The organism is Streptomyces sp. NPDC107546 (genome assembly GCF_055639175.1).
This window is the reverse complement of sequence record NZ_JBVKBA010000007.1, coordinates 238779-251408: the sequence shown is the minus strand read 5'-3', so window position 1 is coordinate 251408 and position 12630 is coordinate 238779. Positions and strand designations below refer to the sequence as shown.

Sequence of the window (12630 nt, the reverse complement as noted above, 5' to 3'; positions counted from 1 at the left end):
GCTGGTCGTCCACCCGCTCGGTGTGTCCCTGCGCGTCCAGTAGTTCCAGGAGCGGCACGGCCACCCTGCGCGTGGTGTCCAGGGCCCGGCGGGCCTCGCTGAGTGTGAACGGCTGGGGCAGCCGACGCAGGACGTCGGCGGCCCGGGCGTCCGCTCCCGGCAGCAGCACGATGCCGTCGGTCACCGCCAGCAGTGCCCCCGCCGAGACCGCGGCGGCCACCGCCTTGCGGGTGAGCCCGAGTTCCTTCAGCCGGTCGGCCTCCGGCGCGCGGAACGGCGTCCGCGTCAGCTCACTTCGTACGGCGTCGACGGCGGCCCGGAGGGGCTCGGGCAGGGTCGGCCGGAGGCTGCCGGGACCGTACAGCCGGCCGTTGCGGCGCAGCAGCCGGGACCGACCCGGTGTCCCGACGAGCGCGTCCACCAACGTCCGGTCGGGCAGGCCGAGCAGGCGCCGGGCCGCCTCGGTGGGCAGGCCCGGTTCCAGCGGGTGCTCCTCGGCGTACCGCTGCACCTCGGCGGCCAGGCGCTCCCGCAGTGCCGCCCAGTGGGTCTCGTCGACCAGCCATTCCCCGGCGACCGGCGCCGTGGGCGGCGGCACTCCCATCGCCAGCAGCTCCGAGCGGCGGACGAGCCGCCGGCGCCGCAGCTCCGCGGCACCGTCCGGGCGGCCGGTCATGGCCGCCAGTTCCGCCGCCCTGGAACGTCCCGCGCCACGCCGGGCCAGTCGCGGGGGGCGTACGTCGAGCACGGTCACCCCGCACGGCATGCGCTGCCCGCCCGGCTCCCGCAGCACGGCCCGGTCCCCGACGCGCAGGGGCAGGGACCGGTTCAGGGTCAGCCGCGCGGTGTCCTCGCCCAGTGGGCGGACCGTCGCAGGGACGGCGGCCGTACCGATGTGGAGGGTGACCGTGCGGGGCAGATCGGCGACCGGTTCGCCGGTGACGCGTACGTCGATCAGGTAGGTGAGCAGCCAGCGGTCCGGTGTCAGCAGCACCTGCCCCCGTCGCAGCGCACCGTCCACGGAGCCGTGCACGTTGACCGCCACCCGCGCCACACCGCTGACGGCGGACCGTTCCTCGTGCAGGCACTGCAGCCCGCGCACCTTCAGCAGGGCCGGGCCGTCGCCCGTCACGAGCCGGTCGCCGGCGCGCAGGGTACCCGCGCCGAGCGTGCCGGTCACCACGGTGCCGTGGCCGCGTACGGTGAAGGCGCGGTCCAGCCACAGGCGCACGTCCGCGTCCGCGGGCGGCACCGGCAGCGATCGCGCCAACCCGGCCAGTTCCGCACGCAGTTCGTCCAGTCCGGTGCCGGTCACCGCGCTGACCGCCACCGACGGCACGGTGCCGAGCGAGGTGGCGGCCAGGCGCTTCACCGCGTCGGCGCGCACGGGCTCGGGGTCCGCCAGGTCGCTGCGGGTCACCGCGAGTACGGCGTGCCGTACCCCGAGCGCGTCGAGGATCGCCAGGTGTTCCTCGGACTGGGGTTGCCAGCCCTGGTCGGCTGCCACGACGAACAGCACGGCGGGTACGGGTCCCACGCCGGCCAGCATGGTGGCGACGAACTTCTCGTGGCCCGGGACGTCCACGAAGGCCAGATGCTCCCCGTCCGTGCCGAGCCGGGTCCACACGAAACCGAGGTCGAGGGTGAGCCCCCTGCGCCGCTCCTCCTCGAAGCGATCGGGTTCCATCCCGGTCAGCGCCCGCACCAGAGCGGACTTGCCGTGGTCGACATGCCCGGCGGTGGCCAGCACCCGCATGGCGCCTACCTCCCCGCCGCCGACCGCACGGCCCCGGCCAGCCGCTCGTCGTCCTCCGGTGGCACCGTCCGCAGGTCGAGCAGACAGCGCCCCGCCTCCAGACGCCCGACGACGGGAACGGCGCCGGTGCGCAGCGCGGCGGCATAGGACTCGGGGAGGGACAGGGCGGCGCTGGGCAGCGACACCCCGGGCGCGCCGCCGCCCCCCACGGTCGCCGCACTGTCGACGGCGTGTACGTCGATGCCGCCGGCGCTCAGCGCCTCGGTGAGCGCCTCGGCGCGGGCCATCAGCTGTTCGGGGTCGGCGGCCAGGGCGGCGGCGGTCGGGGTCCGCGGGCCGGTGAGCGTGGCCTCGAGCGCGGCCAGGGTCAGCTTGTCCACGCGCAGGGCGCGGGCCAGGGGGTGCCGGGAGACCGTGCGGACCAACTCCGCGTCGCCGACAAGAAGTCCGCACTGCGGGCCGCCCAGCAGTTTGTCGCCGCTCGCGGTGACAAGTGCGGCGCCTGCCCGCAACTGGGTCTCCGCGTCGGGTTCCTCGGGCAGCAGCGGGTGGGGGGCGAGCAGTCCGGAGCCGATGTCGCTGACCACCGGGACGCCCAGCGGCGCCAGTTCGCCGACATCGGCGGCGCGGGTGAAACCGGTGACGCGGAAGTTGGAGGGGTGCACCTTCAGCACGAACCCCGTCTGAGGTCCGATCGCGGCGGCGTAGTCCGCGGCGGTCGTGCGGTTGGTGGTGCCGACCTCGCGGAGCCGGGCCCCGGTGGAGACCAGAAGGTCCGGGAGCCGGAAGCCGTCGCCGATCTCCACCATCTCCCCCCGGCTGATGACGATCTCCTTGCCGGCGGCGAGCGCGGTCGCTACGAGGACCAGCGCGGCGGCTCCGTTGTTGACGACGTGCGCCGCGGCGGCGGAGGGCACCCGGTCGCACAGCGCCTTCAGAGTCGTGCGACCGCGGCGGGCCCGGACGCCGGTGTACAGGTCCAGTTCGACGTCCGTGGGCCCGGCTGCCTCCAGCACCGCCTGCCGGGCGGCGACCGACAGCGACGCCCGGCCGAGGTTGGTGTGCAGCACCACCCCGGTGGCGTTGATCACCGGGCGCAGCCCGCCGGCGGTGCCCGGGAGCAGGGCGAGGGCCGCGTCCCGCACCCGCTCCGGCGGGATGCCGCCGCCGCGTGCCTGCTCCTGCGCCTGCCGCACGGCTGCCTTCACCACGCGCGGTCCCAGCCGGCCCACTGCCTCCGCCAGACGCGGATCGCTCAGCAGGGCGTCGGTGCGGGGAATGCGCCGTCGCGTGTCGACGGCGCCGCTTCGCCGGGGCGCGTGTCCGACGCCGGACGCGACCGCCCCCGTCCCGTCACCGACTCCCTCCGGTGTGACCCCCTGCTCCATGCGGCCCCTGCCTCTCCGGCCCCGGCCCGGCTGTCCGAGGAAGTCCCATCGTCTCCCAGTGCCCACGGCCGCCCGCTCGACACGCCGGGACGACAGGGCCCGGGGCCGTGCGCGGAGTAGCCCGGCATGCGGGCCGGGCCCCCGGGGGCGAGGCTGGTGCCATGGCCGAGCGTCGAGTGATCGTGTACCCGCCGGGCGAGAGCGGCGGCCGGCGTGTGCGCACGGACGGTGAGATTCTCGGCACCGCCTATTCGCTGCATGACTTGACGGTCTTCCTGCAGCACGCCGGGCTGGAGGGTGTGGACGAGGTGGATGTGGCCGACTCGCCCTTGATCGAGTGGCACGGCGGTGGCCCCGAGGTGTGGGAGAGAGAACGCTGACGGCTTCAGATCGATCGGTCCCGGTACGCGCAGCGGTGCTATGAAGGGAACATGAGGGTACGTTTCGGACGAGACCGGACCCAGGCGCGGCCACCACCCACCGGACGCGCGCATGAGCGTCGCGCTTCCGTGCTGAACCCTCACAGCGCGGCCGGGCAGGTGTTCCTCCTTCAGATCGTGATCGTGGTGCTGCTGGTCCTGGCCGCGATGGCGAGCGTGGTGCTCCAGGCGGCGCGGGACGCGCTGCAGCAGGGGCGTCGCGTGTCGGTCGTCGCGGCGCAGTCGTTCGCGAACGCGCCCGGTGTGGCCGAGGCGCTGCGCAGCCGGGACCCGTCGGCGGTCCTGCAGCCGCGTGCGGAAGCGGCGCGCAAGAAGGCGGACGTGGATTTCATGGTCGTCACGGACACGAAGGGGATCCGTTATACGTACCCCTACCCGAAGGAGATCGGGAAGAAGTTCGTCGGCGACATCAAGCCGGCGCTGCAAGGCCGTACCGTCATCGAGCAGGTCGGTGGGCCGCCCCTTCCCGCCGGCAAGGGCACGGCCGTGCAGGCGGTGGTCCCGGTGAACGACTCGCACGGCACGGTCGTCGGCCTGGTCTCGGCGGGGATCACGGTCAAGAACGTGTCACGCCTGTGGATGCCGCAGCTGCCGATCATCGTCGGCAGCGGCGCTGCGGCGCTGGCACTGGCCGCGACCGGGACCACGCTGGCGTCGCGGCGGCTGCTGCGGCAGACCCGCGGCCTGGCCCCGGTGGAGCTGACGCGGCTGTACGAGCACCACGAGGCGGTGCTGCACGCGGTGCGGGAAGGGGTGCTCATCACCACCCCCGACGGGCGGCTGCTGCTGGCCAACGACGAGGCGCGGCGGCTGCTGGGCCTGCCGGCCGACGCGCAGGGACGCCCGGTGCGGGAGCTGGGGCTGCCGGAGCAGATCACGCGGTTGCTGATCTCGCCGGACGCGGTGACCGACGAGGTGTATCTGGCGGAGGACCGGCTGCTGGCGGTCAACAAGCGGCCCACGTTCCCGCACGGGGGCCCGGGAGGCAACGTGGTGACGCTGCGGGACACCACGGAGCTGGCTGCGGTCTCGGGACGGGCCGAGGTGGCGCGGGAGCGGCTGAAGCTCCTGTACGAGGCGGGGCTGCGGATCGGGACGACGCTCGATGTGGGGCGTACGGCGCAGGAGCTGGCGGACGTGACGGTGCCGCAGTTCGCCGATCTCGTCACCGTGGATCTGCTGGATGCCGTGCTGCGCGGTTGGGAGCCGACGGCGGAGGGATGGCGGCATCTGCGGCGTACGGCGATCAGCGGGGACGGGCAGGTGATGCCGGTGTATCGGATCGGCGAGGTGATCACGTTCTCGCCGGGGACCCCGCAGATGCACGCGCTCCAGGAGGGTCGGGGGATGGTGGAGCCGGACCTGCGGCAGGCGCACGGCTGGCGGGAGCAGGATCCGGAACGCGCCCGCACGGCCCTGGAACTCGGGCTGCATTCGCTGGTGACCATGCCGTTGCAGGCGCGGAACGTGCCGCTCGGCGTGGCGAACTTCTACCGGACGAAGGACTCCCCCGCGTTCGAGCCGGACGACCTGTACTTCGCGGAGGAGCTGGCCGCGCGGGCGGCGGTGGCCATCGACAACGCCCGGCGGTTCACGCGGGAGCACGAGATGGCGGTGACGTTGCAGCGCAGCCTGCTGCCGCGGGCGCAACCGGAGCAGGACGCGCTCGAGGTGGCCTGGCGGTATCTGCCGGCGGCGACGGGGGTGGGCGGGGACTGGTTCGACGTCATCCCGCTGCCGGGCGCACGTGTGGCGCTGGCGATGGGCGATGTCGTCGGTCACGGACTGCACGCGGCGGCGACGATGGGGCGGCTGCGCACCGCGGTGCACAACTTCTCGACGCTGGACCTCCCCGTGGACGAGGTGCTCGGGAACCTGGACGACCTGGTCGCCCGCATGGACAACGAGGAGGGCGCCGCCGAGGCCGCTGACGGCCATGAGGGCGAGGGGGTGACGGGAGCGTCGTGTCTGTACGCGATCTACGACCCGGTGACGGGGACGTGCACGATGGCCCGCGCCGGACACCCCGAACCGGTGGTGGTGCGTCCGGACGGAACCGTCACCTGTCCCGGCGTACCGGCGTCGGCACCGCTCGGCCTGGGCGGCTACCCCTTCGAAACCGCCGAGCTGCGTTTGAGCGAGGGTTCCCAACTGGTGCTCTACACCGACGGTCTGGTGGAGGAACGCGCCCGTGACATCGACGTCGGCCTGGATCGGCTGCGCCGGGCGCTGGACGCTGCCGGAAGGCGCAGTCCGGAGGAGGCGTGCCAGGCGGTGATCGATGCGGTGGGGCCGGCGCGACCCGCCGACGACATCGCCCTGCTGGTGGCGCAGACCCGGCTGTTCCCACGCTCGTGCCTGGCCGAGTGGAGCGTGCCGACGGACCCGGCGGTGGTGCCCTCGGTCCGGACGCGGTGCAGGGACAAGTTGCGGGAGTGGGGGCTGGAGGAGATCGGGTTCACCACGGAGCTGATCGTCAGCGAGTTGATCACGAACGCGATCCGGCACGGGTCGCCACCGGTGACCGTGCGGCTGCTGTACGGGCGCTGCCTGATCTGCGAGGTGGCGGACGGCAGCAGCACCTCGCCGCGGCTGCGGCGGGCGGCGACCACGGACGAGGGCGGGCGGGGGCTGTTCCTGGTGGCGCAGTTCGCCCAGCGGTGGGGGACGCGCTACACGTCCCAGGGCAAGGTGATCTGGGCGGAGCAGGCCCTCCACGACGTCCACGACGGCCCGTCCGCCGCGACGGATCCCACGCCGGTCGACGTCCTCCTGGAACAGTTCGGCGACCGCGCCATGTGAGGGCGGATCTCGCCCCGGGCGCTCACCGCACAAGGTCCCCTTACCCGGTTGCCCGACCTCAGTGGCACCGGGGCTGGCACCCGGGGCCGAACACGCCCGAGGATGACCGGGTGAAGACACCGATCAGCCGCCCCAGCCTGCGGCCCTACCTGCCGTATCTGCAGCGTGCCGCACTCCCGCACGACGGACTGACCGCCCACTTCCTCGGCACCAGCTCCGTCCTGCTGTCGGACGGTGAGACCCGTGTCCTCATGGACGGGTTCGTCACCCGGCCCCGCCTGCTGCGCGTGGCATTGGGCCGCATCGCGCCCGACCGCAGGCTCGTCTGCGCGGCCATCGAGCGACTGGGCGTGGACACCCTCGCCGCCGTGGTGTGCGCGCATTCCCACTACGACCACGCCCTCGACGCCCCGCTGTGGGCGCTGGAGACCGGTGCCGAGCTCGTCGGGTCGCGGTCCACCGCGAACGTCGGGCGCGGTCTGGGGGTCCCCGCACGCTCGCTGCGGATCGTGGAGGACGGTGACACCCTCACCTACGGCGCCTTCGACCTGACCTTCCTGACCTCCCTGCACAGCCCCGGTGACCACTACCCGGGCAGCATCGACCGGCCCCTCGTCCCGCCGGCCCGCGCCCGGGCCTGGAAGACCGGCACCGTCTACTCCGTGCTGGTCGCCCATCCCCGCGGCCGACTGCTGCTGCACGCCAGCGCCAACCACCGGCCCGGCGCCCTGCGCGGCCACCGGGCCGACGTCGTCCATCTGGGCATCGGGAACCTTGGGAAGCAGCCCGCCGCGTTCCTCCAGGCGTACTGGGACGAGGTCGTCACCGCCACCGGAGCGCGGCGTGTCGTCCTCGTCCACTGGGACGACTTCTTCACCGGTCTGGGGCGCCCGTTGCGCCCGCTGCCCTACCTGTTCGACGACCTCGACACCACCATGAGCCGACTGCTGCCCCTGGCGCGCCGTGCCGGCGTCGACGTCGTCCTGCCCGCCGCCTGGGAGCCGAGCGACCCCTTCGCCGGCCTCGGGTGAGAGCTCGGGGACGCTATTCCGTCTCCGTGTCGGCCTCGCCACGGGGATGCCCTTCTTCTCCGCGACCGGTCTGGCCGGCGAGCAGGGGGGAGCGGGTCAGCAGCGTCACGGCGACGGCCACGACGGCTGCCCCCGCGACCGACAAGATGGTGTAGACGCCGCCCCGGACCGCTTCGCCGAAGACGAAGACGCCCCACAGGATCGCGACGACCGGGTCGGACATCGTCAGCCCGGGCTGGCTGGCGAGCAGTCGTCCGGCGTGCATCGCGGACTGCAGCAGGAACATCGCGCCGGCGCCGGCCACGATCATGGCGTAGAGCTGCCAGCTGGTGAACAGCGCGCCGATGCCGTGGGTGAACGTCTCCGTCATGCCCTTGATCAGCGCGGCGGTGAACCCGAAGCCGCACCCGGTCGCCACGCCCAGGAGGGCCGCCTTGCGGGCCCCGGGGCCGGTGAGGCGGGCCCACACCACCATGGCGGCTACCAGGAGCACGTTCACTCCCGAGGCGAACGCCCACCTCAGAGCGGTGGCGTGGGCGGCCGAGCCCGGCGAGGGGGACAGGGAGAACAGCAGCCCGGCCAGGCCGGCGGCCATCAGCACCGAAGCGCCCCATTCCCGGACGCCCAGCCGGCTCCTGAACACCAGCGATGCCAGCAGCAGGGTGGCGGGCAGTTCCAGCACCAGCGTCGGCTGCACCACGGAGATCTGGCCGTTGCCCAAGGCCACGGCCTGCAGCAGGAATCCGGCGATGATCGACAGGACGCCGGCGAACCACACCGGCCGGTGCAACAGGTGCCGTACGAGCCGCCAGCTCAGGCTCTCGCTCTCCGGGCGGTCGCGTGCCGCCTTGCGCTGCAGCACGGAGGCCAGGGCGTTCGCGATCGCCGCCAGGACGGCGAGCAGCACACTCAGCACGGCGCGCCGCCCCCGGGTGCCACCGCCCCCGCAGCGACGATCATGTCTCCTCCACACCCGGTCGGCGGGGCTGCGGGCGCCCCACGCAGTTAAGTCCACGGCGTCGAGCGGCGGCCCGCAACCGCGGGGCCGCCGTCCGGGAGGCGCGGCCCGCTGATCGGCCACCGGCCGCCGTCCGGAACCGGTCACCCTCGAGCCGTCCGGTACGCCCGCAGACGGCAGTGGTGCCTCCCGCCGCACGCTCACGACGGGAGGCACCGCTGCCGTACGGTCAGGCCGGGCTCACGGATAGGCGACCAGATCGGCCACGTTCGTGCTGGGGTTGGACGGCCCGCCACGGTCGTTGACGATGTGGCGGATGGTGCCGGTGCCGCCAAGGGAGACGGTCACCATGTCCCGGAAGCGGACGTTCGCGTTGTTCGGCGCCTCGATGGCGTGCTCGGCGGTCACGCTCGGGTCGGCGTTGAAGTAGCAGTAGCTGCCGAGACCGTACGCCTGGTGGCTGGTCACCGAGTCGGCGACCTTGTAGGCCGCGTAGCCCTGTGTCGCACCGTTCATCCAGGCGGCCTGGCTGGGCGGGTCGTAGGGCATCTCGTTCTGGAAGAAGTACGTCCGGCCGCCGTTGCCGTTCCAGATCGTCTGGTACTTCTGGTAGTGCTCGACGAACAGGCCGTACATGGTGACGTTGTCGCCGTTCACGACGAGTCCGGTGTCCGCGGTGTTGCTGGTCCAGCCCACGCCGCTGCCGTGGTCGGCGCGCCAGAGCCACATGTGGTCGCCGATGACGTCGTCGCTGTTGACCACGAGGCTGGTGGTGGCCTTGCCGACGGCCGCGCCGCCGATCCGGAAGTAGACGTCGTGCAGGGACGTCGGGTCGGCGGCGTGAGAGGCGGTGGATCCGGTCGGCCCGACCTCCAGCAGCGTCCGCGAGGTGGTCGTTCCCGCGTCGAAGAGCAGGCCGGCGATCCTGACGCCGTCGACGTCCGCGACGGTCATGGCGGTGATGCCGTTGTCTGGGACGAAGGTGGCGAGGCCCAGTCCCAGGACGACCGTGCCGGGGCGGGTCACCTGCAGCGTCTGGTCGAGGTGGTAGACGCCGGGGGTGACCAGGAGGTTCTTGCCGGCTGCCAGCGCCGCGTTGATCTGTGCGGCGGTCGCACCGGGCTTCACGACGAAGAACTGGTCCAGGGACAGGGAGGTTCCGGCAGCGCTGCCGCTCGCCCAGCTGGTCACCGTCGAGTTGGTACGCAGGGACGGCAGGAACACGCGGTAGGCGCCGGAGGCGTCCACGTACAGGAACGGCTTCTCGCGGCTGACCGGGCTCTGGTCCACCGTGGTGTACGGGGGGTTGGGGAAGCTGGTGGCCGGCACGCCCTGGCTGCCGACGAAGACCATGTTCCAGTTGGAGCCGGTCCAGTTCCCGAGCTGCGAGTTGCGGGTCAGCCACTGCTGCTGGCTCCCCGAGCGCACCTGCCCGTCGATCTTGCTGTCGGCGATGAGTCCGCCGCTGGACCAACCACCGTCGTCCAGCTGGAGGTTGCCCCGCAGATGCATCCGCCGGTACGGCGCGGCCTGCGAGACCGCCCACCTGTCCGTGCCGCCGGCCGGGTTGACCGAGAGGTTCTCCGCGCCGCGCCAGAAGTTCTGAGTGGCGTTGCCCTGGAACCAGTCGGCCTCGGCGTGCACCGCGCCGTTGACGGTGACGGCGTCGGGTGACAGGCCGAGCCCGAGAACCTGGGTGTAGAAGCCGACGTTGACGTCGTTGCTGTACGTGCCCGGCTTGAACAGCACGGCATAGCGCTGGGAGCCGAACTGGTTGGTCTCCTGCTGCTTGAAGACCGAGTCGAGTCTGCTCTGGATGGACGAGGACGACATGGAGGGGTCGAAGACGACGACGTTGGGGCCGAGGTCCACGTCGCTCGGCGAAGTGGAGAGGGGTGTCACCTGGAAGCGTTGGGCCGCGGTGCCGTTGCACGTGTACTGCTGCAGCTGGACGCTGTCCGCGGTCGACGCGGAGGGGACGTCCAGGCACTTGCCGCTGTGCCGGTTGACGAAGTGGTAGGCCCCCGCGCCCTCGTCGACGGCCTGCCACTGCTGGTTGTCACCGCCGCCGTACGTCCACAGCTGCACCAGGGCGTTGTCGGCGGTGGACACGTCGGTCACGTCCAGGACCTGGTTCGCGTCGTTGCGGTTGTCGACGCGCACGTAGCCGTCGCTGGTGGAAGCGAAACTCCACTGCTGGGCGCCGGTGCTGTTGCAGCTGTACTGCTGCACGGCGGTTCCGTTGGCGGTTCCGGCGCCTTTGGCGTCCAGGCACTTGCCGCTTCCGGCGTTCACGACGGTCGCCCAGCCGGACGGCAGGGCCGCGGCCTGCGCGGCAGCGGCTCGGGCAGGTGCCGCCGAGGTGGACGTGGCGGTGACCGCCTGGGCGGGCAGGGCGGTGAGCAGGGACGCGGCCGATGCAGCGACCAGGGCGGCGGCCGCCCAGGGGCGGACGGCGGGAGCGGTTCTGCGGTGGTGCGTTCGGGTGGTGCGCAAGAGGCTGAACACGGGTCCTCCTGTGCCGACTACGCGGCTGATGGTGGGGGGCGTCCGGCCGTGCGGGGTACGGCCATTCGGAGGCGGTGGGCAGGGGGCGGAGCACGAGGCTGCGCTTGTGCGGCATCGAGCTGCGTCCCCGAAGCACCACCCTGCGTTCACAAGGCTGAAAGTCGAGCGCATTCATGGAACGGTGAGCGGTCAGTGAATCTAAAGGTCTGGACCAGGAGCGTCAAGAGATGAAACAGGAAAGGCTCCGAACGCCGGTCGAGCGGCAAGGAGTTGAACGCGCGGACAACGGTTCGGCCGCTCCGGACGTCGTCCGCATCGACGGCTGAAGGGCCGGCGGCCGACCCGCCTCAGACGGAGCCGGCGTTGCTCGGCGGGTAGGACGGACGCATCGGCACCGGGTGTTCGGGGATCGGCAGCGGCGGCAGCGCCGTCTCCTCCACCCACGCATGGAACAGGTCGTCCAGGGGCCGGGACGCGAACCGTGCGGCGTGGGCGGTGAAGGCGTCGGTCGTCACGGTCCCGCCCCGGTGCACGCCGGCCCAGCCGCGCAGCATCCTGAAGAACGACTCGTCGCCCAGCGCGCAGCGCACCGCGTGCAGCACCAGGCCGCCCCGTTCGTAGAGGCGGTCGTCGAACATCCGCTTGCGGCCGGGGTCGGCGAGTCGCAGGTCCTGGGGCAGCGAGGACAGCTTCCGGTGTGCCGTCGCGGCCAGTCGATCGGCCGTGGGTCCTCCGGACCGCTCCGACCAGAGCCATTCCGCGTACTTCGCGAAGCCCTCGTTGAGCCAGATGTGCCGCCAGTCGGCGACGGTCACGCTGTTGCCGAACCACTGGTGCGCCAACTCGTGCGCCACCAGCCGCTCGGAACCGCGGGCGCCGTCCACGTGGTTGGCGCCGAACAGCGACAACCCCTGCGCCTCGACGGGGACGTCGAGTTCCTCCTCGGTCACCACCACGGCGTACTCGCCGAACGGGTAGGGACCGAACAGCTCCTGGAACAGGGCCATCATGGCCGGCTGGCGCGCGAAGTCCCGGGAGAACCGCGGGAGCAGGGGCGCCGGGATGTGCGCATGCTGTGGCACACCGTCCTCGCCCGGATCGCCCAGCAGCACGGTCTGGTACCTGCCGATCGACAGCCCGACGAGATAGCTGGAGGTCGGCGCGGGCTGGTCGTACACCCAGGTCGTCGTCGACGCCTTCGTCGTGCGGGTCAGCAGTCGCCCGCCGGTCACCACCGAGTACGCCGACGGCGTGGTGACCGAGATCTGGTAGGACGCCTTGTCCGCCGGGCGGTCGTTGCACGGGTACCACGAGGGTGCCCCGACCGGCTGGCTCGCCACCAGAGCCCCGTCCTGCAGTTCCTCCCAGCCGACGCCGCCCCAGGGGGTGTTGACGGGCTTGGGATTGCCGGACCAGTGCACCTCGACGGTGAACGCGGCACCGGTCCGGACCGGCTTGGACGGGCGGACGCGCAGTCGGCCGCCGCGGTGCGTGTAGTGCGCCGCCCGGCCGTCGACCTTGACCCGGCCGACGCGGAAGTCGGCCAGGTTGAGCTGGAACTCGGTGAGCGGGGCCCGGCCCCCGATGGCGTTCAGACGCGCCGCCCCGGCGAGCCGGTTGGGGCCGGGGCGGTAGTCCAGTGTGAGCTCGTAGCGGTGCACCCGGTAGCGGGGGTCGCCGTGGTCGGGGAAGTACGGGTCTGCTTCCGCCTTCTGCTGAGGGCTCACTGGTGCGTCTGCTCCCTGCG

At 72.5% G+C, this 12630-nt stretch carries 7 protein-coding genes and 1 pseudogene; 3 read left to right on the top strand and 5 right to left on the bottom strand.

Translation table 11 applies throughout. The features are described from left to right. Window positions 1-7: 7 nt before the first annotated feature. Window positions 8-1756: pseudogene (gene selB, locus ACZ7L1_RS13310) on the bottom strand (selenocysteine-specific translation elongation factor); the annotation flags it as partial. 5 nt (window positions 1757-1761) lie between these two features. Then, the gene (selA, locus tag ACZ7L1_RS13305) at window positions 1762-3144 is read right to left on the bottom strand and encodes an L-seryl-tRNA(Sec) selenium transferase (protein ID WP_471436786.1); all 1383 of its coding nucleotides are present in this window, start codon (window positions 3142-3144) and stop codon (window positions 1762-1764) included. Between the two features lie 161 nt (window positions 3145-3305). Here selA and ACZ7L1_RS13300 point away from each other — a divergent pair, with 161 nt between their 5' ends. The 3 genes from ACZ7L1_RS13300 to ACZ7L1_RS13290 all read left to right on the top strand — a co-directional run bounded on the left by ACZ7L1_RS13300 (window position 3306) and on the right by ACZ7L1_RS13290 (window position 7417). Then, entirely contained in the window at window positions 3306-3524 is a 219-nt protein-coding gene (locus ACZ7L1_RS13300; RefSeq protein ID WP_388999637.1) for a hypothetical protein, read from the top strand. Between the two features lie 51 nt (window positions 3525-3575). Beyond that, window positions 3576-6386: a SpoIIE family protein phosphatase gene (locus tag ACZ7L1_RS13295; RefSeq protein ID WP_471436784.1), complete on the top strand. Its 2811-nt coding sequence runs from the start codon at window positions 3576-3578 to the stop codon at window positions 6384-6386. Between the two features lie 110 nt (window positions 6387-6496). Further along, a complete protein-coding gene (locus tag ACZ7L1_RS13290) occupies window positions 6497-7417 on the top strand; it encodes an MBL fold metallo-hydrolase (RefSeq protein WP_471436782.1) in 921 nt (306 codons plus the stop codon). A 13-nt stretch (window positions 7418-7430) separates the two neighbouring features. Here the strand turns inward: ACZ7L1_RS13290 and ACZ7L1_RS13285 are convergent, their stop codons facing one another. The 3 genes from ACZ7L1_RS13285 to ACZ7L1_RS13275 all read right to left on the bottom strand — a co-directional run bounded on the left by ACZ7L1_RS13285 (window position 7431) and on the right by ACZ7L1_RS13275 (window position 12610). Then, entirely contained in the window at window positions 7431-8333 is a 903-nt protein-coding gene (locus tag ACZ7L1_RS13285; protein WP_471436780.1) for a DMT family transporter, read from the bottom strand. A gap of 282 nt (window positions 8334-8615) precedes the next feature. Next, window positions 8616-10805 carry an RICIN domain-containing protein gene (locus tag ACZ7L1_RS13280; RefSeq protein ID WP_471436944.1) on the bottom strand — a complete coding sequence of 730 codons (2190 nt, stop codon included), beginning with the start codon at window positions 10803-10805 and terminating at the stop codon, window positions 8616-8618. 425 nt (window positions 10806-11230) lie between these two features. Continuing rightward, entirely contained in the window at window positions 11231-12610 is a 1380-nt protein-coding gene (locus tag ACZ7L1_RS13275; protein WP_471436778.1) for a M1 family metallopeptidase, read from the bottom strand. Window positions 12611-12630 lie beyond the last annotated feature (20 nt).